27 protein-coding genes, 1 tRNA gene, 1 other RNA gene and 2 pseudogenes are annotated in these 24,402 nt (G+C 66.1%); 12 read left to right on the plus strand and 19 right to left on the minus strand.

Going from position 1 to position 24,402, the window contains the following annotated elements; genetic code table 11:
• The first annotated feature begins 27 nt into the window (after positions 1-27).
• Positions 28-306: a ribosomal protein L7/L12 gene (locus H289_RS34000; protein WP_020101055.1), complete on the plus strand. Its 279-nt coding sequence runs from the start codon at positions 28-30 to the stop codon at positions 304-306.
• Between the two features lie 258 nt (positions 307-564).
• On the opposite strand, the gene H289_RS0112070 is transcribed toward H289_RS34000, so the two are convergent.
• Positions 565-1,848, minus strand: a complete 1,284-nt coding sequence (locus H289_RS0112070; RefSeq protein WP_020101056.1) for an aspartate aminotransferase type Ic — start codon at positions 1,846-1,848, stop codon at positions 565-567.
• A 28-nt stretch (positions 1,849-1,876) separates the two neighbouring features.
• An RNA gene (gene ffs, locus H289_RS32375) (signal recognition particle sRNA small type) lies at positions 1,877-1,973 on the minus strand.
• 68 nt (positions 1,974-2,041) lie between these two features.
• On the opposite strand from ffs, the gene H289_RS0112075 reads away from it, so the two are divergent.
• The 4 genes from H289_RS0112075 (at position 2,042) to H289_RS0112090 (ending at position 4,570) form a co-directional block, all read left to right on the plus strand.
• Positions 2,042-2,127: transfer RNA gene (locus H289_RS0112075), tRNA-Ser, on the plus strand.
• 80 nt (positions 2,128-2,207) lie between these two features.
• Positions 2,208-3,002 (plus strand): lipid uptake coordinator LucA, encoded by a 795-nt coding sequence (gene lucA, locus H289_RS0112080; protein ID WP_020101057.1) that lies wholly within the window; start codon positions 2,208-2,210, stop codon positions 3,000-3,002.
• A gap of 45 nt (positions 3,003-3,047) precedes the next feature.
• On the plus strand, positions 3,048-4,061 hold the full coding sequence (locus H289_RS0112085; RefSeq protein WP_020101058.1) for a S1C family serine protease: 1,014 nt from the start codon (positions 3,048-3,050) through the stop codon (positions 4,059-4,061).
• Between the two features lie 245 nt (positions 4,062-4,306).
• A complete protein-coding gene (locus H289_RS0112090) occupies positions 4,307-4,570 on the plus strand; it encodes a hypothetical protein (protein WP_020101059.1) in 264 nt (87 codons plus the stop codon).
• Positions 4,571-4,580: 10 nt separating this feature from the next.
• On the opposite strand, the gene H289_RS0112095 is transcribed toward H289_RS0112090, so the two are convergent.
• Positions 4,581-5,801, minus strand: coding sequence for an oxygenase MpaB family protein (locus H289_RS0112095; RefSeq protein ID WP_029105130.1), 1,221 nt, complete (start codon positions 5,799-5,801; stop codon positions 4,581-4,583).
• Positions 5,802-5,947: 146 nt separating this feature from the next.
• On the opposite strand from H289_RS0112095, the gene H289_RS0112100 reads away from it, so the two are divergent.
• Entirely contained in the window at positions 5,948-6,337 is a 390-nt protein-coding gene (locus tag H289_RS0112100; RefSeq protein WP_020101061.1) for a DUF3887 domain-containing protein, read from the plus strand.
• Between the two features lie 3 nt (positions 6,338-6,340).
• Here H289_RS0112100 and H289_RS0112105 read toward each other — a convergent pair whose 3' ends face one another.
• Genes H289_RS0112105 through H289_RS0112125 form a run of 5 tightly spaced genes read right to left on the minus strand, consistent with a single transcriptional unit; the run spans position 6,341 to position 12,267 of the window.
• Entirely contained in the window at positions 6,341-7,384 is a 1,044-nt protein-coding gene (locus tag H289_RS0112105) for a zinc-binding dehydrogenase (RefSeq protein ID WP_020101062.1), read from the minus strand.
• On the minus strand, positions 7,384-8,970 hold the full coding sequence (locus tag H289_RS0112110; protein ID WP_020101063.1) for a dipeptide ABC transporter ATP-binding protein: 1,587 nt from the start codon (positions 8,968-8,970) through the stop codon (positions 7,384-7,386). The genes H289_RS0112105 and H289_RS0112110 overlap by 1 nt, the downstream gene beginning before the upstream one ends.
• A complete protein-coding gene (locus H289_RS0112115) occupies positions 8,967-9,806 on the minus strand; it encodes an ABC transporter permease (RefSeq protein ID WP_020101064.1) in 840 nt (279 codons plus the stop codon). The genes H289_RS0112110 and H289_RS0112115 overlap by 4 nt, the downstream gene beginning before the upstream one ends.
• Positions 9,803-10,753: an ABC transporter permease gene (locus tag H289_RS0112120; RefSeq protein ID WP_020101065.1), complete on the minus strand. Its 951-nt coding sequence runs from the start codon at positions 10,751-10,753 to the stop codon at positions 9,803-9,805. The genes H289_RS0112115 and H289_RS0112120 overlap by 4 nt, the downstream gene beginning before the upstream one ends.
• Positions 10,750-12,267, minus strand: a complete 1,518-nt coding sequence (locus H289_RS0112125; protein WP_029105131.1) for an ABC transporter substrate-binding protein — start codon at positions 12,265-12,267, stop codon at positions 10,750-10,752. Before H289_RS0112125 ends, H289_RS0112120 begins: the two co-directional genes overlap by 4 nt.
• A 195-nt stretch (positions 12,268-12,462) precedes the next feature.
• Here H289_RS0112125 and cspE point away from each other — a divergent pair, with 195 nt between their 5' ends.
• The gene (gene cspE / locus H289_RS0112130; protein ID WP_020101067.1) at positions 12,463-12,666 is read left to right on the plus strand and encodes a transcription antiterminator/RNA stability regulator CspE; all 204 of its coding nucleotides are present in this window, start codon (positions 12,463-12,465) and stop codon (positions 12,664-12,666) included.
• Between the two features lie 159 nt (positions 12,667-12,825).
• Here cspE and H289_RS0112135 read toward each other — a convergent pair whose 3' ends face one another.
• Positions 12,826-13,506 carry a GAP family protein gene (locus H289_RS0112135; protein ID WP_020101068.1) on the minus strand — a complete coding sequence of 227 codons (681 nt, stop codon included), beginning with the start codon at positions 13,504-13,506 and terminating at the stop codon, positions 12,826-12,828.
• 216 nt (positions 13,507-13,722) lie between these two features.
• Between H289_RS0112135 and H289_RS32975 the strand changes: the two genes are divergently transcribed.
• Positions 13,723-13,869 (plus strand): hypothetical protein, encoded by a 147-nt coding sequence (locus tag H289_RS32975; RefSeq protein ID WP_155944109.1) that lies wholly within the window; start codon positions 13,723-13,725, stop codon positions 13,867-13,869.
• 10 nt (positions 13,870-13,879) lie between these two features.
• Here the strand turns inward: H289_RS32975 and H289_RS33655 are convergent.
• Positions 13,880-13,969 (minus strand): annotated as a pseudogene (locus tag H289_RS33655) (hypothetical protein); the annotation flags it as partial.
• A gap of 264 nt (positions 13,970-14,233) precedes the next feature.
• Here H289_RS33655 and H289_RS0112140 point away from each other — a divergent pair.
• Positions 14,234-15,322 carry a DNA polymerase domain-containing protein gene (locus tag H289_RS0112140; RefSeq protein WP_020101069.1) on the plus strand — a complete coding sequence of 363 codons (1,089 nt, stop codon included), beginning with the start codon at positions 14,234-14,236 and terminating at the stop codon, positions 15,320-15,322.
• 762 nt (positions 15,323-16,084) lie between these two features.
• On the opposite strand, the gene H289_RS33865 is transcribed toward H289_RS0112140, so the two are convergent.
• Positions 16,085-16,216, minus strand: a complete 132-nt coding sequence (locus tag H289_RS33865) for a hypothetical protein (RefSeq protein WP_286133650.1) — start codon at positions 16,214-16,216, stop codon at positions 16,085-16,087.
• Positions 16,217-16,764: 548 nt separating this feature from the next.
• On the opposite strand from H289_RS33865, the gene H289_RS31820 reads away from it, so the two are divergent.
• The gene (locus H289_RS31820; RefSeq protein ID WP_020101070.1) at positions 16,765-17,325 is read left to right on the plus strand and encodes a hypothetical protein; all 561 of its coding nucleotides are present in this window, start codon (positions 16,765-16,767) and stop codon (positions 17,323-17,325) included.
• An 8-nt stretch (positions 17,326-17,333) separates the two neighbouring features.
• On the plus strand, positions 17,334-17,645 hold the full coding sequence (locus tag H289_RS30390; RefSeq protein ID WP_020101071.1) for a hypothetical protein: 312 nt from the start codon (positions 17,334-17,336) through the stop codon (positions 17,643-17,645).
• A 338-nt stretch (positions 17,646-17,983) separates the two neighbouring features.
• Here H289_RS30390 and H289_RS0112160 read toward each other — a convergent pair whose 3' ends face one another.
• The gene (locus tag H289_RS0112160) at positions 17,984-18,928 is read right to left on the minus strand and encodes an alpha/beta hydrolase family protein (protein ID WP_020101073.1); all 945 of its coding nucleotides are present in this window, start codon (positions 18,926-18,928) and stop codon (positions 17,984-17,986) included.
• A 118-nt stretch (positions 18,929-19,046) separates the two neighbouring features.
• On the opposite strand from H289_RS0112160, the gene H289_RS0112165 reads away from it, so the two are divergent.
• Positions 19,047-19,616, plus strand: coding sequence for a TetR/AcrR family transcriptional regulator (locus H289_RS0112165; protein WP_029105133.1), 570 nt, complete (start codon positions 19,047-19,049; stop codon positions 19,614-19,616).
• Positions 19,617-20,101: 485 nt separating this feature from the next.
• On the opposite strand, the gene H289_RS32980 is transcribed toward H289_RS0112165, so the two are convergent.
• The 7 genes and pseudogenes from H289_RS32980 to H289_RS33400 all read right to left on the minus strand — a co-directional run.
• Positions 20,102-20,242 (minus strand): hypothetical protein, encoded by a 141-nt coding sequence (locus H289_RS32980; RefSeq protein ID WP_155944111.1) that lies wholly within the window; start codon positions 20,240-20,242, stop codon positions 20,102-20,104.
• An 82-nt stretch (positions 20,243-20,324) separates the two neighbouring features.
• The gene (locus tag H289_RS0112180; protein ID WP_051128460.1) at positions 20,325-20,987 is read right to left on the minus strand and encodes a CAP domain-containing protein; all 663 of its coding nucleotides are present in this window, start codon (positions 20,985-20,987) and stop codon (positions 20,325-20,327) included.
• A gap of 16 nt (positions 20,988-21,003) precedes the next feature.
• Positions 21,004-21,369 (minus strand): DUF732 domain-containing protein, encoded by a 366-nt coding sequence (locus H289_RS0112185; RefSeq protein WP_036420480.1) that lies wholly within the window; start codon positions 21,367-21,369, stop codon positions 21,004-21,006.
• Between the two features lie 5 nt (positions 21,370-21,374).
• Positions 21,375-22,016, minus strand: a complete 642-nt coding sequence (locus tag H289_RS0112190; protein WP_020101079.1) for a hypothetical protein — start codon at positions 22,014-22,016, stop codon at positions 21,375-21,377.
• Positions 22,013-22,651 carry an Rv1363c family protein gene (locus H289_RS0112195; protein WP_020101080.1) on the minus strand — a complete coding sequence of 213 codons (639 nt, stop codon included), beginning with the start codon at positions 22,649-22,651 and terminating at the stop codon, positions 22,013-22,015. Before H289_RS0112195 ends, H289_RS0112190 begins: the two co-directional genes overlap by 4 nt.
• Positions 22,615-24,063: an MCE family protein gene (locus tag H289_RS0112200; RefSeq protein WP_020101081.1), complete on the minus strand. Its 1,449-nt coding sequence runs from the start codon at positions 24,061-24,063 to the stop codon at positions 22,615-22,617. The genes H289_RS0112195 and H289_RS0112200 overlap by 37 nt, the downstream gene beginning before the upstream one ends.
• Positions 24,064-24,402, minus strand: a pseudogene (locus tag H289_RS33400) (mammalian cell entry protein); the annotation flags it as partial.

A 24,402-nucleotide genomic window follows, 5' to 3' on the forward strand; every position in this document is an offset into this window, starting at 1 on the left:
CCGAGTCAATTCACCACACTGGCACGCATGGGACTGTTCGGACGCTCAGGCGACCTCTCGTACGACGACCTGCTGAACCGGCTCACCGAACTGGAACGCCGGGTGGCCGTTCTGGAACAGGCGGCCTACAGCGGCAACGCCGCGCCGGCGCCCCAGCCGCACCGGCAGTCGTACGGCGGCACCGGCGTCAGCCCTGAAGTCAGGCGACTGGCGGCGGCCGGCCAGAAGATCCAGGCCATCAAGCGTCTGCGCGAGGAAACGGGCCTTGGCCTGAAAGAAGCGAAGGACGTCGTCGACCGGCTGTAGGCCGGCTGCCATTCCGCGAAGCTGACGTGGTGGCGGAAGATCAGGCCGCAGATCGCCGTGCAGTCAGGCTTGGCGTACGCGACCACCACATCTCGATTGACCCTGCTCCTGCGCACCCCGCTACTCGCACAACTGCGCCCTCAGTACAGAGTCAGCGTGGGGACGGCAGTGACACCCGTTGATCCTGACGCCACGGCGCACCGCACTCGCACGAATGCGCCCTGGGTACAGGGTCAACGCAGAGCGCAGGCGGGGACCTCAGTCCTTGAGCAGCACCTCGGTCGCGGCCAGCAGCGCGCACGTCGCCAGGCCGTCGATGGCGAGGCGCAGATCGGGCAGCGGCGGGAAGGAAGGCGCGATCCGGATGTTCTTGTCCTCCGGGTCCTTCTTGTACGGGAACGACGCGCCGGCGGCGGTCACCGCGATGCCGGCGTCCTTTGCCAGCGCCACGGTCCGCTTCGCGGTGCCGGGCCACACGTCCAGGCTGACGAAGTAGCCGCCCTTGGGGTCGGTCCACGACGCGATCTTCGACTCGCTGAGCCGGTCGTCGAGAATCTCGGCGACCGCCGCGAACTTCGGCGCCATCAGCGCCTGGTGCCGCTGCATGTGCAGCCGCACGCCGTCGGCGTCACCGAAGAACCGGAGGTGCCGCAGCTGGTTGACCTTGTCCGGGCCGATGGTCTTCTTCTCGGCGTGCTGCAGGTACCAAGCGATGTTGCCGAGCGAGCCGCCGAAGAAGCTGACGCCGGCCCCGGCGAAGGTGATCTTGGATGTCGAGGCGAACACGTACGGCCGGTTCGGGTTGCCCGCGGTGGCGGCCAGGCCGACGACGTCGACGTTCTGCACCGACTCGTGCGTCAGCGTGTGCACGGCGTAGGCGTTGTCCCAGAACAGCCGGAAATCCGGTGCCGCCGTTTGCATCTGCACGAGGCGCCGGGTGGCCTCCCAGGAGTAGGTGACGCCGGTCGGGTTACCGAAGACCGGCACGCACCACATGCCCTTGATCGCCGGGTCGGCGGCGACGAGTTCCTCGATGAGGTCGACGTCGGGGCCGTCCTCGAGCATCGGGACCGGGATCATCTCGATGCCGAAGCTCTCGGTGATCGCGAAGTGCCGGTCGTACCCGGGCGCCGGGCACAGGAACTTCAGGACGGGTTCTTGCACCCAGGGGCGCGGCGAATCGACACCGCCGTGCAGCAGCGAGAAGACGATGACGTCGTGCATCAGCTCGAGGCTGGCGTTGTTGCCGGCGATCAGGTTCTGCACGGGCAGGCCGAGCAGTTCACCGAAGATGGCCCGCAGCTCGGGCAGGCCGTGCAGACCGCCGTAGTTGCGGGTGTCGGTGCCGTTGCCGTCCAGGTACGAGGCCGGAGTGTCCCCCGGCAGGCTCAGCATGGCGTTCGACAGGTCGAGCTGCTCGGCCGACGGCTTGCCGCGGGTCAGGTCGAGCGTGAGGTTGCGGGCCTGCAGTTCGGCGTAATTGCGCTGTTGCAGATCGTGCTGGGCCTGCAATTCGTCACGGCCGAGGGACAGAAACGACACGGCGCGCCTTTCGCATCAGATCGCGAAAACATAGGGGACCCCGCGCACCCGCCAGAGCCCATTGACCCTTGCTGCCTTCCGGCCCTGGGGGAGTTCACAGGATGGACGCCGCGCGGGGTCCGGCCACGAGTGTAGTACCCACCCAGTGGCACACGAGTAGGGCGTCGGATCTGGGTCGGGTACCCTTGTCGACGGAGGATTCGCCTAGTGGCCTATGGCGCTCGCCTGGAACGCGGGTTGGGTTAACAGCCCTCAGGGGTTCAAATCCCCTATCCTCCGCACTCGGTCCGGGGTGCGACCAGCTGACAAGCAGGTCGCACCCCGGCCCACTATCAGAGCGAAAACCCTCAAGGAGCAGTATGCGGCGGCCGGTAGCGATCATTTGGCACGCGTCGTTCCTCATCCTTGCCGGGCTGCTGTACTTCTTCTTCGCGCTGCCGCGCTGGAATGAGCTGACCGGCGACTGGTCGCACACCCTCGGCACCGCGATGCGCATCGTCTGCGGCCTGATCGTCGCGTTGTCGGCGCTGCCGGTCCTGTTCACCCGCCAGCGCACCGCCCTGCCGGAGTACGGCACCCCGCAGCTGGCGCTGACCCTGCGCACCTGGTCGATCGTCCTGCACATCGCGGCCGGCGTCCTGATCGTCGGCGCCGCGATCAGCGAGATCTGGCTGACCCTGGACCAGGCCGGCACCTGGCTGTTCGGCATCTACGGCGGCGCGGCCGGCCTGGCTCTGCTCGCCGCCCTGGCGTTCTACCTGGCCTTCGTCGCCGAACTGCCGCCCCCGCCGCCGGCCCCCCTGAAGGTCAACGACAGCAAGCGCCGCGGCCGACGCAAGGACGACAAGGCCGCCGATGAGGCCCCGGCCGTCGCCGCTGAAGTCGCCGAAGCCGGCGATGAGAGCGAGACTGAGACCGAAGCCGAGGCCGAGGCCGAAGAAGAGAGCAAGGACAAGGCCGAGACCACCGAAGCCGACGACGCCGGTAACGCCGACGCCGCAGAATCCGATGAAGCGGCCAAGACGTCCGGCGAAGAGACCGCCGACACCAACGAGGACGAGGCGGAAGAAACGGCCACTGACGACGCCCCCGCCGGTAAGCTGCGCAACCGCCGCTCCGGCAAAGGTTCCGGCCTGTTCGGGCGCGGAGCCTAAGGGCCTACTTTCAGGGCCATCACCTCGCAGTCCGGAGGACAGCACATGGGCGGGTTCCGCTTCTGCCGTCGGCTCGGCACCGCGGTCACCGCGGCAGCCGTTGCCGCGGCCACCGTCAGCCTCGCCCCCCTCACCCATGCTGACCCGTCCCAGGCCGCAGCTGTCGTCGAACCCGCGACCGCGCGCGTCGACACCATCATCAACTACCAGCACGCCATCGGCGCCGGCACCGGCTTCGTCCTCGACGCGGGCGGCGCACTGCTGACCAACTTCCACGTCGTTCAGGGCGCCGACAAGGTGACCGCGACCGTAGGTGGGCGGCCGTACCGCGCCGACTTGGTCGGCTACGACCGGCACCACGACATCGCGGTGCTGCAGCTGCGCGGCGCAGCCGACCTGCCCGTCGCCCCGCTGGGCGATTCGGCGACGGTGGCCGTCGGCGACGAGGTCGTCGCACTGGGCAACGCCGACGGCAGCGGCAACTCACTGACCCACGAGGCCGGCCACGTCATCGGACTTAACCGCACCATCACCGCCAAGGACGAGTTGACGGGCAGTTCCGAGCAGGTGACGGGCCTGATCCAGTTCGCGGCCCCGGTCCGCGCCGGCGACTCGGGCGGCCCCTTGGTGTCGGCCGACGGCCGGGTGGTCGGGATGACGGTCGCGGCGACGCTGAACTTCCACATGGGTCCGGGCGGCGAGGGCTTCGCGATCCCGATCAACGAGGCGCTGGCGACGGCCGCGCAGATCCGCGCCGGTGCGGCGTCCAACAACATCCACATCGGGCAGCCGACGCTGCTCGGCGTCGGTGTCGGCGGCACCGACGAGCACTCGCAACTACCCGGCGTGCTGATCCGCGACGTCATCAGCGGCGGCCCCGCGCAAATCGCCGGGATGGTCCCGGGCGACGTGCTGGTGAGCATCGACGCCGTCACGGTGAGCTCGGCGGGTGCGCTCACCAGCGTGCTGGACCGGCACTACCCCGGCGACGTCGTCGAGCTGTTCTGGATCGACCGCGCGGGCCAGCAGCACACCGCCAAAGCCGTCCTCACGTCCTGACACGTAACTTTCTGGCAAAAAAATCTACTAATCCGTAAAAGTAGCTGGATACCGGCGGTAACCGGGTACCGAGCGTTATGGCTATTTGCCACAGCGCCCTGACGTGCCGAAATGCCGTTTTGCTGGCCGGCGAAGCCCTTGGCGAGGGCATTTTCGCGAGTTAGATTGGCGACACATTCAGTTGCAAATGAGCCTTCGGTCACAGCTGTTCACGCGGCGGTTACCCGGTCAAAGGGAGTAGCCCAGTGGTCCACCTCTACGTGGAGGCCTACACAGCGATCTGGGCTGTCGTGACCCTTGCGACGTATCTCCTCGGCCGCCGATTCAGCAACGACGAGCAGCCCGATCACCAGATCCTCACCAGCGTGCTGGCGGGAGCCATGTGGCCCGTCGTCGTGGTCGGCCTGCTGGAGGCATTCACCGTGACGTTGATGTCCGGCAGTCACGCCTGGCGCGACCCGGCGCCCGTGGAGCCGGCCTACGTCGCACCCGTCGCGCCGCTGCCGTAGTACTCAGCCCTCACGCCACCCCACGCAGGTGGGACGCCGACGCCCCGATGGTCGCCTCATTCCCGCCGATCATGGTGCGCAGCAGAGCCTTCTGCTCACGAAAACCGCGGTCGGCGGCACGGTCCGAACCGCCCGGCAGACCCAGGGCCGCGATGCTGCGGAGACCGTTGACGGGGATGCGGAGCATCGGATACCACGGCGGCATGTAGGCCGGCAGCCCCAGCGTGCGCATCACCCGCGGGCCCAGGAAGGCCGTCGTGACCGACAGGTGCTGCGCCCAGGCCAGGCGCCGACGAAGGCCCGCCGCACCGCGGTAATGCCAGCTCAGCGGGTCACGCGCCATCGGAACGGACAGCTGTTTGGTGGTCTCGTCGGAGACGGCCAGCGCGGTGGACGTGTGATAGAGGATGCGGACGCTGTCCCGGAAGGACCGCGGCAGCCATTCATCCTGCACACCCATCAGCCAGCCCACGTACCGCGTGAGATGGGCGATGGCGCTCAGCTCGGCGGGCGTGGCGACGATGCCCATGGCCAGGCCGCCGAGCACCGGCGCGATCAGGGCGCCGACCAGCGTGGCCGCCATGTCGGTCTGATTGACGGGCAGACCCCACTGCTCGGCGCGCCAGTCCGGCATCGCCTGCACGTGTTTGCGCACCATCGCGTGCACGAAGCGGACGCGGACGGTGGACCGGTATCCGGAACCGAACTTCTCCAGCCCGCCGTCCTCGATCACGTCGAGCGCCCACTGCATGGTCTCGGCGAACCGCTGGTTGGAGCCCTTTTCCAGGGCTCCGGTCCGCAAGAGGGTCTGATTGAAACCGGAGAACTGGTAGCCGCCCAGCAGCGCCACGTCCCGGGCGATGTACATGCCGTCGGCCCCACCGCGGCGCAGCGTCCGCTGGCCGATCCGCAGCGCTTCAGGGTCGACCCAGTCCGGCGTGGCCTCGACCTCGTCGAAGAACCGACGCAGTGGCTCGGGCGCCTCCGGCACGCTGGCGATGCCGTCGGTGAGCGCACGGTCGAACAACGGCCGCAGTTGCTTCGTCCCCGCCTCCGACATCCAGGCGACCAGAGAATCCATGGGTTCGTCGCCGGTGTTGAGGCGCTCGCCCAGCCGCCGCCACTGCGCCGCATCGGGTTTCCCGATGGCCAGCATGGTGGCGAACGAACTGATCGCCGCGGGTACCGGCTGCGGCCGGTCGGGATGACGTGCCGGGATCGGCAGGGACATCGTGCGCACTCCTTGTCACCGTTGACAACGTACGTAGTCAAAACTAGGCGGTACCCGGGGTCTCGTCAATGGCAAATGGGGCGCGAGCGCATAGGCTGGCCCTCATGTGGCGGGGAGAACAGTCCAGGCATCAGCGTCGGAGCACAGTGGCAGCCGCCATCACGGCACTCGGGATCGGCGTCGCACTCGGCGCGGCACCGGTGGCGACGGCGGCCGACGCCCCCGACCAGGTCGCGCTGACCACCATCGACGACATCGCGGCGGGCAACTACGCCGCCGTCACCGCCCGGTTCGATCCGGAGCTGCAGAAGCGGTTGTCCCCCAAGGCATTACAACAGGTGTGGGATGGCTACCAGCGCACGTTCGGGGCGTACCAGTCGCACGGCGGCCCCGAGGACACGCCGCGCGGTGACCTCACCGTGGTGAACGTCCCGCTGCAGATGGACCGCATGCCCGGCCAGTTCCGGGTGAAGATTCACCCCGATGGCACCATCGCGGGCGTCTACTTCCTGCGCGAAGGTGTGCCGGTCCCCTGACCGTCACGCCAGGCGGGGGTCGATCAGCGTGACTCCCACGGGGCTGGCGGCACCGAACTCCGGCAGCAGGCGCGCGCCTTCAGCCAGCCCCACCACCCGCTCGACCAACGCCTGCGGGCGCAGCTTGCCCGCCGCGACCTGGTCCAGCATCTCGGGGTAGTCCGCGCTGGCCATGCCATGCGAGCCCAAAACATCCAATTCCCAGGCGATTACGCGATCCATCGGCACCTGCGGATGCCCGTCGACGTTGGGCAGCAACCCCACCTGCACATGGCGCCCCTGCCTGCGCAGGCTGTGGATCGCATCGGCGCACGTCCCGGCGGTGCCCACCGCGTCGACCGCGACATGGCTGCCGCCGCCGGTGATCTCGTGCACTGCAGGCGCCACGTCGGCGCCGTTGGCGAGGACGGTCTCAGTGGCACCGAGACTGCGCGCGAGTTCCAGTGCGGCCGGGGTGCGGTCGACGGCGATGACGTTGGCGCCGGCGGCGGCCGCCACCTGGACGGCGCTGAGGCCCACGCCCCCGACGCCGATCACCGTGACCCACTCGCCGGGCTTGACATCGGCGCGGGCCCGCAGCGCGCGGTAGGCGGTCGCGAACCGGCAGCCCAGCGCGGCCGCCGCGGCATCATCGATATCTTCCGACACCGCAACAAGATTCGTGTCCGCCGCGTGCAGCGCCACGTATTCACCGAACGAGCCCCAGTGGGTGAAACCCGGCTGGGTCTGGTCGGGGCACACCTGCGCCTGGCCACCGGCACACCATTCGCAGGTGCCGCACCCGCACACGAACGGTGTGGTGACCCGGTCACCGACCTGCCAGCGCCGGACGTCGGCGCCGACGGCGACCACTTCTCCGACCAATTCATGCCCCGGCACGTGCGGGAGGGCGACGCCGTCGTCGTGCCCGGCCCAGGCGTGCCAGTCGCTGCGGCACAACCCGGTCGCGTGCACCTGCACCACGACGCCGCCGGGCGACGGCGTCGGGTCGGCAACCGACCGGACGTCCACCGGCCCACCGAATTGCTCGAAGATCACCGCGCGCATCAGGTCATCGTTGCACGCCCCGGACGCGCCGGAGGCACAGCGGCGAGCAACGCGCGCGTGTACTCATGCTCCGGGTGCGCGAACAACTCGGCGGCAGAGCGGTATTCCACCGTTTCGCCGCCGCGCAGCACCAGGACGTCGTGGCTCATCCGCTCGATCACGGCCAGGTCGTGGCCGATGAACAGGTAGGTCAGGTCACGTTCCTGCTGCAGTCGCGTCAGCAGGTCCAGCACCTTGGCCTGCACCGAGACATCGAGTGACGCCGTGGCCTCGTCGAGGATCAACAGCTCGGGCGCCACGGCCAGCGCCCGGGCGATGTTGACGCGCTGCCGCTCACCGCCCGACAGTTCGTGCGGATACCGTGCCGCATAGTCCGCCGGCAGCTCGACGGAGTCCAGCAACTCACGCACCCGCGCGCGACGCTCCCTGGCCGCGCCCGCCAAGGGCTCGGCGATCGAAAGACCCACCGGGATGCGGGGATTCAGCGACGAGAACGAATCCTGGAAGACCAGACCGATCCGGCGGCGTACCGCCTTGCGGTCCCGGCGCTTGACCGTCAGCACGTCGGTGCCGTCGAGGAGTGCGCGACCGCCATCGGGCGCGACCAGACCGGTCAGCGCGGCCGCCACGGTCGACTTCCCCGAACCCGACTCCCCCACCAGCCCGAGCGTCGTCCCCCGGCGGATGCGGAACGACACGTCCTTCACCGCGTGGACCACCATCCGGCCCGTCGGCGTGCTCACGGGAAACCTGACATCCAGATCGGAGACGTCCAGCAGTGTCGGGGTGTCCGGGACTTCGCGGGCAGGATGCCCCAAAACCGGCCTGGCATCGAGCAATTCGCGGGTATAGGCCTGCTGCGGCGCAGCGAAGATCGCGTCGACCGGTGCCTGCTCGACGGCCTCGCCGCCGCGCAGCACGGTAACGGTGTCGGCGACCTCGCCGATCACCCCCAGGTCGTGACTGATCCACACCACGGCGGTGCCGAAGCCGCGCTGCAGCTCCCGCACCAGCTCGATGATCTGGGCCTGCGTCGTGACGTCGAGGGCCGTCGTCGGCTCGTCGGCGATCAGCAGCTCAGGGTCGCAGGCCAGGGCGATCGCGATCATCACCCGCTGACGCTGGCCACCCGAGAGCTGATGCGGATAGCTGCGCAGCCGCCGTTGCGGGTCGGACAGGCCGACGGCCTCCAGGAGTTCCAGGGCGCGCACGCCGGCGTGCCGGCGGGTCAGATGCCGATGTGTCTCAAGTGATTCGGTGATCTGCCGTTCGAGAGTCAGCAGCGGGTTCAGTGAGGTCCCGGGATCCTGGAAGACGAAGCCGATCCGGCCGCCGTGCACGCGCCGCAACGTCCGCGCCGGGGCGCCGACGAGTTCCTGTTGTCCGGCAAGGACACTCGAGCCGGTCACGCGCGCACCGGGCGCGTCGAGCAGTCCGGTCGCGGCCAGCACCGTCGTCGACTTCCCCGAACCGGACTCGCCGACGATACCGAGCGTCTGCTCGGGCTCGACCGCCAGCGAGACACCGCGCACGATGTCGCGGCGCCCGATCCGGACGGACAGGTTGTCGACCGACAGCACGCTCATGATCGCCGCCGTGCCTCGATCATGGTGCGCTGCTTGGGATCCAGGACATCGCGCAGCCCGTCTCCGAGCAGGTTGCACGCCAGCACGATGACGACGATCGCCGCGCCGGGGAACACCGCCATCCACCAGGCCAGGGTGACGAAACCCTGCGAATCGAAGATCATCCGGCCCAGTGACGGCTGCGGCGGCTGGATGCCCAGCCCGAGGAAGGACAGCGCGGCCTCGGACAGGATGGCGAACGCCAGCGACAGCGAGGTCTGGACGATGAGCGGACCGGTGATGTTGGGCAGGACGTGCCGGGCCAGGATGTAGGCCGTCCCGGTGCCCATCGTGCGCGATACCGCCACGTAGGGCTCCTCACGCACCGCCAGGGTGCTGGCCCGCGCCACCCGCGCGAAGATCGGCACGTAGACAATGCCGATCGCGGCGATCGTCGTACCCAGGCCCGGACCCAGCACCGCGACGATCGCCATGGCCAACAGCAGCACCGGGAACGCGAACATCACATCGACGACCCGCATCACCACGGTGTCCAGCCAGCCACCGCGGTATCCGGCCAGGACGCCCAGCGCCGTGCCGACCAGGGCCGCGCACACCACGCTGACCACCGCGACCGTCATCGACGCCTGCAGGCCCGTCAGTACGCGGGACAACACATCGCGGCCCAGTTCGTCGGTGCCGAACCAGTGCGCGCCGCTCGGCGGTCGCAGCGCCTGCGGTACGTCGACGTCGTTGATGCCGTACGGCGCCAGCCAGGTGGCACCCAGTGCGACCACGACAGCGACGACCACGACAGCGGCGCTGATCACCGTGACGGGATTGGTGGGCAGCCTCATGACAGCCGAATCCGCGGATCGACAAGCGCGTACAGCACATCCACCACCAGGTTGACGGCCAGGAACAGGACCGCGATGAGCAGCACAGCGCCCTGGATGACGGGGTAATCGCGCGCGGCCACCGAGAGGTAGACCAGCCGGCCCAGGCCCGGCCAGGCGAACACCACCTCGACCACGATGACGCCACCGAGGATCGTCGCCAGCTGGATACCGGTGATGGTGAGGATGGGCACCAGGGCATTGCGCACGACGTGCCGCAGCGTGATCACCCGTGGCGACAGGCCTTTCGAGCGCGCGGTCCGGACGTACCCCATCGCCGACACCTCCAGGACGGCGGAGCGGACGTAGCGCGTCATGATCGCCGCGGCCACCAGACCCACGGTCAGGCCCGGCAGGATCACGTGTCGCAACCAGCCCGTCGGATCGTCGAACAGCGGCCGGTAGCCCGATGTCGGCAACCAGCCCAGCGTCGTGGAGAACAGCGAGATGAGCAGGATGCCCAGCCAGAAGTCCGGCACGGACACCCCGAATTGGCTTGTGATCCGGACGATCACGTCGCTGAGCCGGCCCTCGTGCGCGGCGGCATAGATGCCGGCGGGCAGCGCGATCGCCAGGGCCAGCACGATGCCGACCACGGCCAGGGAGACGGTGGCGGGCAACCGCTCGGCCAGCACCTGGGCCACCGGGTCGCCGCTGCGGAAGCTGACGCCGAGGTTGCCCGTCGCGGCATGGCCGAGGTAGCTGACGAATTGGGCGGGCAGTGGCCGATCCAGACCGCTCGCGTGACGCAGGGCGTTGTACGCCTCGGGCGTGTACCGCGTCCCCAGGGCGATGCGCACCGGGTCACCGGGAACCAGATGGGCCAGGGCGAACACCACAATGAGTACACCCACCAGGACCACCAGTGAGTAGACGAGCCGACGGGCCAGGAACCGCAGGATGGTCATGGCCGGTCACCGCCGAGCACCGCGTCCCGGAATCGAATCGCCTTGTCGCGCCTGGCCTCATAGCCCGTGAGCCGCGGCGACCACGCCTGGACCACCGCGGGGTTGTACAGGTAGAGGTAGCTCACCTGGTCCGCGATGAGCGTCGCCGCCTGCGTGTAATCCTGGTGCCGCGCTTGCTGATCGGTCTCGGTCCGGCCGGCATCCAGCAGCGCGTCGACGTGCGGGTCCGAGAATTTCTGGGCATTGCTCGCACCGCCGGTGTGGTGCTGCGCGTAGTAGAAATCGTCGGGGTCGATGTTGCCGAGCCAGCCCATCATCAGCATGTCGAAGTGGCCGCTGTGTTGTTCGTCGAGCCACGTCCCGAAATCGACGGTGCGGATCGTGACCCGGATGCCCAGCGGCGCAAGGTTGTCGGCGATCACCTGGGCGGCGGTCACCGTCTGCGGATACTCGCTGGTGACCAACAGGTCCATCGCGGTCGGCGCCGAGCCGGCCTTCCGCAGTAGTGCTTTGGCGTGCTCGATGTCGTAGCGATACTTGTCGTAGGGCGTGTACCACGGGTTGCCCTGCGGGATCGCGAGCTGATTGGCCTGCGCCGCACCGTAACTGGTGGCCTGCACGATCGACGCCCGGTCTACGGCGTACGCGATGGCCTGCCGCACCCGGACGTCCTGCCACGCCGGCCGGGCTTCATTGAGCGCCAGGTACCAGTAATCATTGCTCGGCGTCACCGCGAGGTGGATCGAATCGTCGCCCCGCAGCTGGGCGACCCGCTGCGGCGGCACCGTGTCGGTCCAGTCGATCTCACCGGCCTGCAGCGCCGACAGCGCCGTCGACGGCTCGCTGATGAAGCGGAACGTCACACCCGGAATCCGCGGGGCGCCGGCCCAGTAACGCGGATTTGCGCGCAGCGTGATCGCATCTCCACTGCGCTGGCTGACGAACGCGAACGGCCCGGTGCCGATCGGGTGGCTGGCGATCTGCCCGTCCTCGACATTGCGGCGCTGCACGATCGCCACACCCTTGAACCCGCCGAGATTGGTCAGCAGATTCGGTGTGGGGTGGGCCACGGTGATCCGGACCGTGTGGTCGTCGGCCGCCGCGACGTCGGTGACAGCGCTGAGCTTGTCGGCGTTGGCGAGCTTGCCGTCGATGATCCGCCGGTAGGAGTAGACGACGTCGGCCGCGGTGAGGGGGCTGCCGTCGTGGAACGTCACCCCGGGCCGCAGGTGGAACGTCCAGGTCCGCTGATCAGGCGTGACGTCCCACGACTGCGCGAGGGCAGGCCGCATGGTCAGATCGGCGTCCGGCTCCACCAGGGTGTCGAAAACGTTCTCGAGAACCTCGAAGGAGAAGTACGCGCTGGTCTTCTGCGGGTCGAGTTGGTCGGGTTCACCGGAGATCGCCGCGATGAGGTATCCCGCGTCCCGGCCCAGGTCAACGCGCTGTGCGGGCGCGCAGGCCCCCGCCATGACGACGGAAACGACGGCGAGCACGGCTGCCACCAGTCGCATGTCCGTCACTTCCGTACCGGGGCCGGCATGAAGCGGAGGCCGGCGCACTCCTAGGTGTCCCGTACCCAGCGCGATGCCGGTTCACACCTGGCATCGATATGTGCAGTTCAGGGTGCGGAGCGATATCGAACTGAGCTACGATGCCCGCGGACGTTTTCTTCCTAACGTCCTGCTCTACATGAGAGAAGTTGGTATATGCCACAGGGAACTGTGAAATGGTTCAACAGTGAGAAGGGCTTCGGCTTCATCACTCCCGACGACGGCTCCAAGGATCTGTTCGTCCACTACTCGGAAATCCGTAGCAACGGTTTCCGCACCCTCGACGAGGGCCAGCGGGTCGAGTTCGAGGTCGGTCAGGGCAGCAAGGGCCCGGCCGCAACCGGAGTCACCGCGGTCTAACTAAGCCCGTAAAGCTCAGTGGGCTGGTGCGGAACACTTCGCACCAGCCCACAAATCTTTCTTCACACTGTCGGCGGATGCTCAGCGATTTGACCTGAGCATTCGCTCGACAGCGCGCACGGGGTTTCTTCAGCCCATTGCGGTTGACCCGCGCGCTTCCTAGAGCCACCCGAGCGCACGCGCGCCGTTGTGGAGCACCATCGCCCCGATGACGACCATGATCACGGCCATCAACGCGGCGTTGTTCTTCTCCATCCAGTCTTTGAGTCGCCGCATCGTGTCATCGAGTCGGGCACCGGCGATGGCGTAGGCCAGTGTCGGGATCGCCACTGTCGACGCGGCGACGATCACGAAGAAGGCCGCAGCCAGCCAGTCACCCTCGATGCCGTGCCCCGCGGTGCCGATCGCCAATCCGGCTGGCACACAGATCAATACGACATCGGGGCGCACCACGACCAGCGCCACGCCCATCGCCGCCGCACGGGCCGGGGTGACGGTCGCGATCTTCTTCATCCAGCCCGGCGAATCAGTGCTGTTGTGCCGGGTGAACCAGCGATAGACGCCGAAGACGATGAGCGCGGCGCCCAGCACCACCCGCAGCCACGAAGCCCACTCCGGCGGCGACTTGTGCACTCCACTGAGCGAATGCGACAGCTGGACACACACCGCGACCACCGCTGCCAGGCCCACCGCCCAGCCGGCGAGGAACGCCAGACCGGTCGGCCGGGGTCGCGGCGCCTGCAGGACCAACACCGCCGGGATGACGGTGATCGGCGACAGCGCCACCACCAGTCCGAGCGGTACCAGCCCGGTCAACACGGTGCCCCAGCTTCCAGTCATGGGCAGCAATCTACCCAGTGGATGGCCTCGGGGCCCACACGAACGTCAATATGCGCAGACGCACGATCTCAGCGAACTTGTTCGGCGATTTTTGGCTACTAAAACGTGCCGACCGGTAGGGTGCCGGTTACCAGGTGATATTCATGCTTACGAGGTGGCATCGTGCGACAACAGCAAAATATTTCAGTTGGCGTCAGCGACTCGCCGGGACACCAGTTGAGTAGCCGTCTTGCGCCCGGGAAACCGCTTCGCTACCTCGCTGTGCTGGCACTGCTGATCTCGGGAGCGGTGCTCGGCTGCGGCACCGATGATCTCCAGGCCCTGCCCAGCCCGCAGGGCGCGGCGCACACGTGTTCCCCGTGATCACCTCGCCCTAGGACCCCTTGAGGTCCCGGTCCTTGCTCGGCTGCACCCGCTTCGGCTCCCCCGGCATCTTGGGATAGTTCGGTTCTCCGGGTAGTTCAGACCTGTGCGGTGGGTGCTCATTCGATGCCTTCCTGTGCCGCAACCGCACCAGCGGCAGCCTCCGCGTCCATTTGCCGATACCGCAACGTTCTTCGCGGAGCATGGCGAGAAGGTGCGACGCAGCCATTCAGGATGGTTCCGCCATATTCTCGTCGACTGGGTACGTAGAACCGCAGGATCGCTCGTTGAGCTGGAAGACTGGGCTCGGGGTCGGGCCGCACTCGCGCCCCAGCACCCGGTCGACGAGGCGAGGACTGCGAAGATGGCCAAACGGGACGACGTCGAGATCGAGATCGAGATCGAATCTCCAGGCGCGCCAACACGATCCTTGCGCGTGTCCAGCGCAAGTCGCGTTGTCTTTCCAGCCACGGACATCACTCCAGCGATAACCAAGCTCGATCTCGTGCAGTACACGGTAGCGGTTCACGAGCCACTTCTGTGCGTGTTGCTGCAGCGTCCCACGACGCTCGAGCGGTGGCCGAACGGCGTGCACCCGGGAATGAAGCTCGGTAGAGGCGCGGATGACGGAGGCTTCTACCAAAAGCGCATGATCCGCGGGGCGCCGGACTACGTCGAGGGCGTCGAGATCACGTTTCCGTCCGGGAGGCGAGCGACGGAAGTATGTCCGACCGAAGCTGCTGTCCTGGCCTGGTGTGTCCAGATGGGGACCGTCACTTTCCATCCGTGGCCGGTCCGACGTACGGATGATCCAACTTCTGTTGATCGACCAGATGAGTTGCGAATCGATTTGGATCCCCAACCGGGCAACATATTTCGCGACGTTGCCAGCGTGGCGCTCGCAGCTCGCGATCTGCTGAACGAGCTAGGGATCACCGGTTACTGCAAAACCTCCGGCGGCCGAGGAGTACATGTCTTCGTACGGATCAAGCCGGACTGGGACTTCATCGATGTACGCCACGCAGCTATTGCCTTCGGCCGAGAGCTGGAGCGACGCGATAAGCGCGTGACGACAGAGTGGTGGAAGGAACTACGCGGGGACCGAATCTTCGTTGACTACAACCAGAACTGCAGGGATAGAACGATCGCCGCGGCCTGGTCACCCCGGGCGCATCAAGGGGCTCCGGTCTCGACGCCCGTTGCCTGGTCTGACCTCGAAAGCCTCACGGAACCAAGGGAGTTCAACGTATCCACGGTTCCTGGATACCTTGCCGAGAATGGAGACCCTTGGGTCGACATGGATGACAAGGAACACTCGATCGATCAACTCCTCAATATGTGGGAAGCAAACCCGATCGAAATGCCTTTTCCCCCTGACTATCCGAAGATGCCTGGTGAGCCCCCGAGGGTACAGCCGAGCCGAAAAGTCGACGCCAATTGGAAGGACGATTGACTCAGTCGCAGTGATCGCTTCGAGCCGACTGTTAAAGAGCAACAGCCCGCCGCGTGACATCCCGGGCCACACGACGACTAGTGAGGAGCCGGCGCAAGCGGTTCCTCACTGGCCAGCAGCACCTAGCGGGGGCCGAACACGACCAGGTGCTTGCGGTAGACCATGCCGATGTTGTCCGTTTTAGGTATGGACGCCAAGTTGTGTCTACCGAGCAAAGCTCACGTACGGGTGTGTCACGAGCGCCGACCGGCCGACCAGGAGCACGCAAGTCCGTGAACTCGGCGGCTCCCGGGCCAATGAGGTCAGCCGACGTAGGGGTCGACCGGCTGGGGCAGCGTAGATCGGATATGCCGGCCTGCCGAAGCGCACAAATGAGTGATGGCCGTCACAAAATTAGCGTGATGTCCGACACTGTCACTATCAACTTGTAGTGCAACTCGCTGCCGAAAACACGCCAAAATGTCGGTGCCGTGCGGCATGCTGTGCGTACGCGGTTGTTTGGAACTGTCGTGGTGTGGTGCCTGACGGATACAGCAGCGGTGAAAGACCCTCACTCTCGGAGTGGGGGTCTTTCTTTATGTGCGCGACACGGAATGTGACACTCAGCGACTCCCCGGTGTTGTCGGTGGCCTGCTGTACGGTCCCTGATACCACGCCACATATCTGACAGCGTCCAGACAGGAGATCAGCATGACCGCCCGCCATCTGCTGCCCAGTATCCCTAAGGCCCTCTATGCGTCGAACTTCATGCGGTAGCCCCGCTCACAGCAGGGGCACCTGCTCTTCACACTCCAGGCAGACCGGAGTTCCGGCATATGCCGTGATCCGACCGCCTTGGGTCATCGCCACCGCGCCGTTGCGCGCGGCCTCCGGGTCGGTTTGTCGACCCTCCAAGCGGAACCACTGTGACCCACAGTTTGGGCACGATAGTGGTTCTTCGACACCGGCAGGCTGCGACCTCCGGCGTCGAGCATCAAGTGAGACAACGGAGGTCATGAAAGGAGGTGATGATAGTGAAAGGTAATGGACAACCCCTGGGGCCGGCCGGTACCTGGAAGACCGGGCAGCGATGCCCCACGACCGGAAGCTGGCGCGACCAGTACGGATCGATCATTTCGATCGACCGGCACGACACATTCCCCCCGTGCGTGGGTCGCAAGGGCGAATGCGCATACCGGACGTTCGTCGACGCAGCTAACACTGCTACCGCCTAAGGACCGCGTTTCAAGGCATTGATCACCAGGAAGGAGGTGGTAGCCGCGGAGGTTCCCGGGGCGTGTCTGCGAAACACGTCTCGGGACCTTGGCCCGCATGGTGCGTTGCATAATGTTGTGCACCATAGCCACATTTTGCACCAGATTGTGGTAGTTCGCCGAATCGGCAGGCCACATCATCCGATCGCAACACCAACGGCAAGCAATTAGGCCTTGAGAGGTTACCCAGTGGACCTACATACTCTGCGGGAGAAAATCATTGAGTCCAGCCCCGAAGAGTGGAACAAGATCACTTGCTGGGGTGACGCCGCCGGCCCCGTCTACCGCTACTCCCTCACGAGCGAACGTGGCGAATCTGACATCCAGACAGAAGCTAAGGGCCACAGCAACACCGCTGTCCTGATCGCCGACATCGATATCAGCATCGCCTGGGGCTGGGACCCAGACGAATCCCTCTGGGGTCCACGTGGTGGCCGCGACTTCGACTTCAGCGACTTCCTCCCAATCTTCCCCGACGATGACGTCTCCCGGATGTACACGGACGTCTTCTACCGCGGCGCGCTGGTCGATCGCGTGCTGTTTGTCGTCGCCGACGGTGGCCGCCACTACGTGCCCATCCCCCGGACTACCTATCCCGACAAACCCGGTTATACCGCAGCAGAGTACGGCGAACCCGAACACCACTACACCCGCTGGCAGATTGGCCTAGCCACAGTGGTGAACGGTTTCGAACAAGCCGCACCGCTCAAGGAAATCCTCGACCGCATGACCTACGTTCTGGACAACTGAGAACCGCCATGACATCGCAGCTTCCCGACGACGTCGAGCAAATCATCGAGCATCTGGCACGGTGGGCGAAGGGCTACCGGAATCGGCTCAAGTGGAATGAGGAGGCCAAGTTCAAGTCAGACCTTATGGAGGTCCGAGATCGATGGTCAGCGGATCGCGTACCGGCACCCGCGTTCCATGACCGCTGCATCGCACACGGTATGACGAAGGACGACGCCGACACACTGACCGGCCACCTGAAGAAAGCTCAAGCCGGACGCCGCCTCATACCGCAACATTCGTATCGAGGTTTTAGGTTCTCGCCTGATCCTGCCGACTGACCGGGGGTAGATCGAGCTTCGTTGCTCGACGTCACACCAATTTTTTCTCAAATCAGCGTCATTTTCGATGGCACGTAAGCCAGACTCGGCATTCCGATGGAAACTGGCGAGCCGACCGAACTGGACCACCAGCCTGATTCGTCACGTGGTGCGACCAATCGCTTCCGCCTGATGCCGCCGAGGCCGTTTTCGGTATCGCCAGAATCGCCGGCGGAGTCGCGCATGCGGCTAGCGGAACCGATGTTGCGCTTCCGAACCGAGGGCGTCTACGTGGACAAACGCCGCAGCTGAGCAACACGACTCGTACCGGACAACGCTGGTCACTTGCACGCCGCGACTCATCGGACGGCGAGTTGGCCGTCAGGTGAAGATTGGTGGGCTAGATCGCATTGTGCTGCGGGCCAACTGGTCTCGTCGACATGAAGAGCGGTGCGTAGGTACGCCGTCGTGATGCGCTGCACAAGAGCCACACTAGGTGGATTGTCCGATGCCGACTGCGGGACCGTCCCGTAGGCATGAATCCCGCCCAACGCGTGGTCGGCCCCGAAGAGGGTCAGGAGTTCCTTGCTGCCCGGACTTTGCCGGTAGGCGTCCAGCCACCAGTCTGGTCCACGCGTCGACAGCGGTGACTGGTCAGCGTCACCGGCCACGATGAGCGCAGGCGTGGCCATGTGCTCGAAGGCCGGATTCATGAAAGGAAACATCTGAGCGGCAATCGGGGTGAGATCGTCGGCTGCCAAACCGGCAAGGCACAACAGCACCCCGGCGCTGATGCGGGCGTCGGAGAAATCTTCGTCCGCGTCGCCGGAAGGGGGTAGCACGCGTGCTCCGAGTAGTGCGCTGGCCGTGGTCGCGCCGTAGGAATGCCCGGCTACGGCGATCCGGTTGGCGTCCACGCGATCGGTGAGGCCCGGGACGGCAGCGACGACTGCGTCGAGGTTATCGACGGTGTGCACCAGGTCCTGGATCCGATGACGCCAGATATGCGGGGCGCGCGGATCGGTGGGCGCCAGGCCGAGTGACACCGAGTCGAGGTGCGTGGGCTGGATAACGACGAAGCCGTGCGTTGCCCAGAAGTCGGTGAGAGGCCCGTATGCGTCCATCGAAAAGCCGAAACCGTGGGAAAACAGGACGACCGGCAAGTCTGTGCCTTCCTGCGGTGCGGTGATGCGAAGCTCCAGGTCATCGCCGCGCTGGGGGGCGGGGAGGACGAAGGGTCGCACCGACACGGTTGCGGTCGCTCGGCCAATGGCAGCGTCGACGTCCAGCACACTGTGGGTCATCACAGGTCTCCTCGGGGGTTCGGATTAGGTAGTCTCAAGTGGGGAGGGCGCCCACTTCCACAATACGGACAGCCTCCCCGTTTTGTCGAGAATGGAATCGAAGTTCGAGGTGACCGGCATGACACCGCAGGAGCCCGCCCGCCGTAGGGTCGATGCACAACGCAACCGCGAGAAGATCCTGTTGGCCGGGCGGGCGGCCTTCGCAGATCCCGCGGCAGATGTGTCGATGGCCGAGATCGCGCGCCGAGCCAATGTCGGCTCGGCCACTCTCTACCGCAATTTCGCCGACCGGCGCACCTTGCTGGAGTCCCTCTACGGCGAGGAGATCGCCGCGATCTGCCGTGCGGCCGAAACCAGCCCGGGTGCGACGGCCGCAGCGAGATTGCGGGCATGGCTGTATCGCTTCTACGACTATTTCCTTCAAAAGCGCATCTTGGCGACCGAGTTGCTCGAACTTGCCGGTGACACCAGTCCGGCGTTCCAAGATGGTTTCGCCCGTGTTGTCGCCGCGGCCCAGTCGCTCGTTGAGCCGGCGCATCAGTCCGGCGAACTGCGCGACGACCTCACTACCGAGCAGATTCTGGCGTTCGTCGCCTCGATCGCAAACATCCCCGGCCACCCCGAGTTCAGAAGGCCAATCTTGATCGCCGCCGTGGACTCGCTGTGGGCCCGTGGCGAGTCCTGTTAATCAGTTGCATCGCAACGACTTGGGGGAAGCCCCATAGTCCATGAGGAATCCGAACACCAAGGTTTTCATCAACGTGGGACACCGTCTCGAGAACGCCCGTGGCACTGTGACCGCTGGGGCTGGCGACGTACTGCTGCGCCTTCGCTCACACGATCGGCAGGACCGGCAACTCGGCGACCCCAACGGCGAACCCTGGAACAAGAACCCCCACGACGCGAAACGTCATACCCGGGGGCTGCCGAAGGCAGCCTGCGCGCCGACGTGCGCCACGCAGATGTGATCTTCATCATGCGCGGGGGCCATTGTCGGCCGTGGAAGGTCGCCGGCTCCCCGCGGATGTAGTTGCTGAACGCGCCACCGACGGAGCCACCACCGAGATACCTTTGTCGGCCAGCTGACCCATCGCGTTGCGGCAGTCACTCAGTTCTGACGCCGGTCAGGCGTTGCGCGCATCGAGCAGAACCACCGTATGGAGTCCGCCGCCCTCAAACGGGACCGGAATGGTCGCGGCCCATCGCCGCGGTGGGCACCATCGGCGTATCGACACCGGCGGCGGCCTTACTGGTGGCGGAGTTCCACACCACCATCACAAGCACAACGAGCGCGAATACTGTGCGCAGCAACATGATCACCGATCGCCTAACATGTTGTTTCTCGTCGGCAGGTGTCCATGGTCGGGGTTTTGGTTCAACGCCGGGCATATTTCTTCTACGCGGGTGGGTGAGCGGGCGGTGGGTACACGCCCCGAAGGGCCCAGGGGAACCAGTTGAAGAAGTACTCGACCTCGTCGCTGCCGTCGTAGTCGGGGCTCGGGTCGAAGCCATTGTTGGCGCCGCCCTCCTTCTCGTCGCGGTGCGGCGGTTCGGGCAGCTGGCCGTAGACGGCGACCACGACGGTGCGGTCGAGGCTGTTCTCGGACCACACGCCCATCTGGTTGTTGGCGCAGTTGGCCATGATCGCCTTGATGGCGGGGTCGTAGTACCACTGGTTGATCAGCTCGACTCCGCTGATCGCGAGCGCCGGGTTGGTGGCCACCGTCTGCGCCACCGGCCCGCCCCGGTAGCCCGCCTGCTCGGCCCGCACCTGGGGCGTCGAGCCGTCAGAACCGATGTCCCCATCCAGGTCCCGGTTGGCCATCATGTCCTTGGCCTGCCGCGCGGCCGCCTGCTGCAGCTGCGGATTCACGGCGACGTCGTTGGTGCAGCCGGCCTGATGCTGCACGGTGTATACGTTCGACACGACAGAATCGTTGAGCCGCTTGTTGTTCGGAATCAGGGTGTTGCCATTGTCGGCGTGCGCGAGCGGCGTGCAGAGCACAGCGCCCAGCGGCACGAGAGCCAACACAGACCCCGCCAGTCGTCGACACCTCATGTTGGATTCCTTTGCATCAGGGATGGACCCCCGGCGGCGACTGGTAGTGCGCCGCAGAATTTCTCAGCTGCCAGATCTGCGCGGGGCACAGTTCGTTGACGGCCTGCGAAATGAGATACGACGCCTGGTAGTCGTCGTCGGTGCCGAAATCGCCTCGTACGTCGCCCATCACCTGGGCGAACGGCTGACCGGCGGCCACCTTGTCGCAGATGCCGTAGCCATAGCCCAGCGCCGCATCGGCGTTCGGAAAGTTGTAGCCCGGGCGCACAGTGACACCGATCAGATACGCCGTCGCATCGGCGTGGGCCGCCCCGGGCGCGCATAGCGCAGGGACACCCACCGCGGCAGTGGCGAGCAACCCATAAGTCCACCGTCGGATCATGCTGCTCACATCGGATCGAAATGCGAGATGAGCCAACGACCCTCGACCTTGTCGAGGGTCACCCGAACACTCGACGCGGTACTGGTCGGGGCACTGTCGCCGATGATCATCGTCTGGTCCACGAACAGCATGACCACCGCATGGCTCGGGGTGGCCTTGGTCCACGCGGCCGCGGGCACGGTGGCGACAGCCGAGATCTTCTTCTGTTTGGAGCCGGGGATGACGACGTCGCGGGTAAGCGACGTGTAGGAGTTCAGGAAGTTGCCGGTCATGTACTTCTTGGCGGCTTCCAGATCCTTGTCGACCGTCTCGGGCTTGTAGGACAGCAGGGCGATGGTGCCGTCGGTGGCAGCTTTGGTGGATTCCTTTTTGGCCGTGTCGTTTTGGCTCAAGGTCACGTCTTTCCACTGCAGGTAGCCGGCAGCGCCACCGAGCGCCAGTACGAGCGCCGGTAGCAGACAGTAGACCGCCACATTCGCCCACGCGGCGCGGCGCCGCCCGGCGACAGGGGCCGCGTCGGTGGTCTCTGCGGCGTCGGCCTCCACCGCGCCGTCGAGTTCTTCGGCTGTGCGCTCATCCTCTGAAGTTGCTGCGTCGATGGACTTTTCAGCGGCGACGTCAGCGCCGCGGGACTTGATCAGTTTCACGGCACAAACTCCACGTTCGACACCTTCATCACATCACCGACTTTCTGCACCGCGAGGCGCATCCGCCATTCGCGTGGTTCCTGTGCCGGCGCACCGACATTGGAGGTCTTGACGGCCACCGCGACCAGCACCTGCGCCGAGTCACCCGACTCCGATTCCAGCCCGGCCTCGGTTATCGAGCCGGTGGACGTCGACTTCGCCTCCTTGACGACTTTGATGAAAGGTGCTGAGCGCTTGGCGAAGTCGTCGTAGAACTCCCCCGTCGCGCTGTCGAGGATGCGCTGCACGTCGGCATCGGCGCGCTGCCAGTCGATGGTCGTCAGGTTCAGTGCGCCCTGGCGTGCCGCCTGGACGATCTGGCTCTGCCGCTCATCGACGTCACTCGCGCGGTGCGTCCGCACCGTCAACCAGCCGACCAGAGCGCTGAGCGCGACCACCAGGACCAGCCCGACCACCGCCGCCACCCTGCGCACCCGCTTCGGCTTCGCGCGGTCGTCCCCGCTTTCCTCGATGACGTCGGCGTCACCGGCGTCATCGGCATCCGTCTCGTCGATGTCATCGATGCCAGGCTCGAGGACCGCGACTCCACCGCCGTCGGTCAGCTCTCCGGTTGCGGCGTCATCATGCTCTGCCATGTCTTCTCCTTCGGAGCCGTGTGGGCCAAATCGGCTTGGGTGTAGGTCTTTCCGTCGGGGCCGAGGTACGTCCCGCTGGCCGGGTCGTATTCGGCGACGGCGACCGGTGGTGGTGGCGCACCAGGCGGCGGCGCCGGGCCCGGCCGCAGTTGCGGCACGTCCTGTCCGGTCCAGGTGGCGTTGGGATCGCCCTTCCAGTTGTAGCCGTCGCCCAGCGGCACGTAGGGCTCGTTGCTCTCGCACTGTTTGACGGTGGCGGCGCGCTTGCCGGGCACTGTCTCGCATGGCAGGTTCTTGGCGCCGCGCACGTTGAACATGCCGTCCTGCGGGGTCCGGCAGTACAGGTCGCCCGCCGGGAGTTCGGGGTAGTCCTCTAGCGCCGGGTTGCGCATCTGCTGGGCCGGCAGGTACCCGGTGGTGCATGGCGGCGGTAGGTTGAGGTTCAGGTTGAAGCTCAGGTACGCACCTTTGTAGGCCTGTTTGGTGTCGCGGTTCGCCAACGTAACGCCTTGTGCCGCTTCGGTTGTGCGGGGCAGCAGTACGAGGAGCTGTTCGAGGTTCGGCTGGTAGGTGATCGCCACCTTGTTGATGGACACCAGGTTCTGCAGCAGGATCGGCAGTGTCGGACGGAGCCGGTTGAACAGCTGGCCCATCTCGCCGAATGCCGGGCCGCCCTTGTCGAGGAGGGTGCCCACGGCCTTGTCCTGCGCCTGCAGTTCGCCGGTCACCGTGGCGAGGTTCGCCGCCCATGCCTGGATCGCGCCCGAGGTGTTGTTCTGTGAATCGAGCACGGGTTTGACCTGATCGATCAGGCTCAGCATCGGGTCGAGGTTCGCGCGCGCATCGATGGCGAGCTGGCTGCCGCCCTTGACGATGTGCGACAGCTCCGGCCCCAAACCGCCGACAGCCGTGGCGGATTCGTCGATGACTGTCTTGAGGTTGTCCTTGGGCACTGCCTTGAGGCCCTTGGTCAGTGAGTCGATGACGGTGTTGATGTCCGGCGGCACCGAGGTGTGCGCCAGCGGGATGACGTCGCCGTCCTTGAGTGGCCGGGAATTCGCGCTGCGCGGCGTCAGGGAAACGAACTGCTCGCCGATCGCCATCTGGCTGTGGACGTCGGCCTGTACGTCGGACGGGATGTCGGTGCCCGAGTTGAGCGACAGCTCCGCTTGCACGCCGGTCGGTGTCAGCCCGACGGACTGCACTCGGCCCACCACGGTGCCGCGGTAGGTGACGTTGCCGGTGGCGTAGAGGCCGCCGGTCTCGGGCAGCTCCATCTTGACCACGTAGCGCCCGATGCCGAAAAGCTTGGCGGGCAACTGCATATAGATCAGGCTCATCATCGTCACCGCGACGAGGGCGACGAGGGCGAAGATCGCGAGCTGAATTCTCACGCGTTTGTCGAGATGCATTTACGGCCCCTGATCCCAGCGGTACGGAATGGTCAGCGGATTACCCGGGTTGTTCGGCCCGCCGGCGGTGCACGGACTCGGGAACTGGCCGATGGTGCGGCCCCACTGCAGTTCCAGCTCGGTCAGGTCGCACTCCCAGCGGGTACCGGTGAAGAACGCCTGATCGATGCGGCTGAGGGTGAGGTCGACGATCGCGGTGAGGTTCGCGTAGTCGCCGCGCTGCCACTTCTCGATGGTGTCGCTCGGGAACGGCACCGTGGGAATGAAGCTCAACGCCCGCGTCATGGCCGGCCCGGCGTTGGCGAGCTGTTCGAGCGTCGGCCCCAGATCACGTAATTC

Source organism: Mycobacterium sp. 360MFTsu5.1, assembly GCF_000383495.1.
GTDB lineage: Bacteria > Actinomycetota > Actinomycetes > Mycobacteriales > Mycobacteriaceae > Mycobacterium > Mycobacterium mucogenicum_B.

What these genes read in the sequence shown, in the direction of transcription:
- H289_RS0112135 (WP_020101068.1), bottom strand. Translation starts at nt 13,506, where the DNA reads ATGACTGGAAGCTGGGGCACCGTGTTGACCGGGCTGGTACCGCTCGGA.
- cspE (WP_020101067.1), top strand. Translation starts at nt 12,463, where the DNA reads ATGCCACAGGGAACTGTGAAATGGTTCAACAGTGAGAAGGGCTTCGGC.
- lucA (WP_020101057.1), top strand. Translation starts at nt 2,208, where the DNA reads ATGCGGCGGCCGGTAGCGATCATTTGGCACGCGTCGTTCCTCATCCTT.
- H289_RS34000 (WP_020101055.1), top strand. Translation starts at nt 28, where the DNA reads ATGGGACTGTTCGGACGCTCAGGCGACCTCTCGTACGACGACCTGCTG.
- H289_RS0112160 (WP_020101073.1), bottom strand. Translation starts at nt 18,928, where the DNA reads ATGACCCACAGTGTGCTGGACGTCGACGCTGCCATTGGCCGAGCGACC.
- H289_RS0112105 (WP_020101062.1), bottom strand. Translation starts at nt 7,384, where the DNA reads ATGCGCGCGGTGATCTTCGAGCAATTCGGTGGGCCGGTGGACGTCCGG.
- H289_RS0112115 (WP_020101064.1), bottom strand. Translation starts at nt 9,806, where the DNA reads ATGAGGCTGCCCACCAATCCCGTCACGGTGATCAGCGCCGCTGTCGTG.
- H289_RS0112120 (WP_020101065.1), bottom strand. Translation starts at nt 10,753, where the DNA reads ATGACCATCCTGCGGTTCCTGGCCCGTCGGCTCGTCTACTCACTGGTG.
- H289_RS0112195 (WP_020101080.1), bottom strand. Translation starts at nt 22,651, where the DNA reads ATGGCAGAGCATGATGACGCCGCAACCGGAGAGCTGACCGACGGCGGT.
- H289_RS0112140 (WP_020101069.1), top strand. Translation starts at nt 14,234, where the DNA reads ATGGCCAAACGGGACGACGTCGAGATCGAGATCGAGATCGAATCTCCA.
- H289_RS0112095 (WP_029105130.1), bottom strand. Translation starts at nt 5,801, where the DNA reads ATGTCCCTGCCGATCCCGGCACGTCATCCCGACCGGCCGCAGCCGGTA.
- H289_RS30390 (WP_020101071.1), top strand. Translation starts at nt 17,334, where the DNA reads ATGACATCGCAGCTTCCCGACGACGTCGAGCAAATCATCGAGCATCTG.
- H289_RS32980 (WP_155944111.1), bottom strand. Translation starts at nt 20,242, where the DNA reads ATGTTGCTGCGCACAGTATTCGCGCTCGTTGTGCTTGTGATGGTGGTG.
- H289_RS0112125 (WP_029105131.1), bottom strand. Translation starts at nt 12,267, where the DNA reads ATGCGACTGGTGGCAGCCGTGCTCGCCGTCGTTTCCGTCGTCATGGCG.
- H289_RS0112200 (WP_020101081.1), bottom strand. Translation starts at nt 24,063, where the DNA reads ATGCATCTCGACAAACGCGTGAGAATTCAGCTCGCGATCTTCGCCCTC.
- H289_RS0112165 (WP_029105133.1), top strand. Translation starts at nt 19,047, where the DNA reads ATGACACCGCAGGAGCCCGCCCGCCGTAGGGTCGATGCACAACGCAAC.
- H289_RS0112110 (WP_020101063.1), bottom strand. Translation starts at nt 8,970, where the DNA reads ATGAGCGTGCTGTCGGTCGACAACCTGTCCGTCCGGATCGGGCGCCGC.
- H289_RS0112085 (WP_020101058.1), top strand. Translation starts at nt 3,048, where the DNA reads ATGGGCGGGTTCCGCTTCTGCCGTCGGCTCGGCACCGCGGTCACCGCG.
- H289_RS0112180 (WP_051128460.1), bottom strand. Translation starts at nt 20,987, where the DNA reads ATGAGGTGTCGACGACTGGCGGGGTCTGTGTTGGCTCTCGTGCCGCTG.
- H289_RS0112185 (WP_036420480.1), bottom strand. Translation starts at nt 21,369, where the DNA reads ATGATCCGACGGTGGACTTATGGGTTGCTCGCCACTGCCGCGGTGGGT.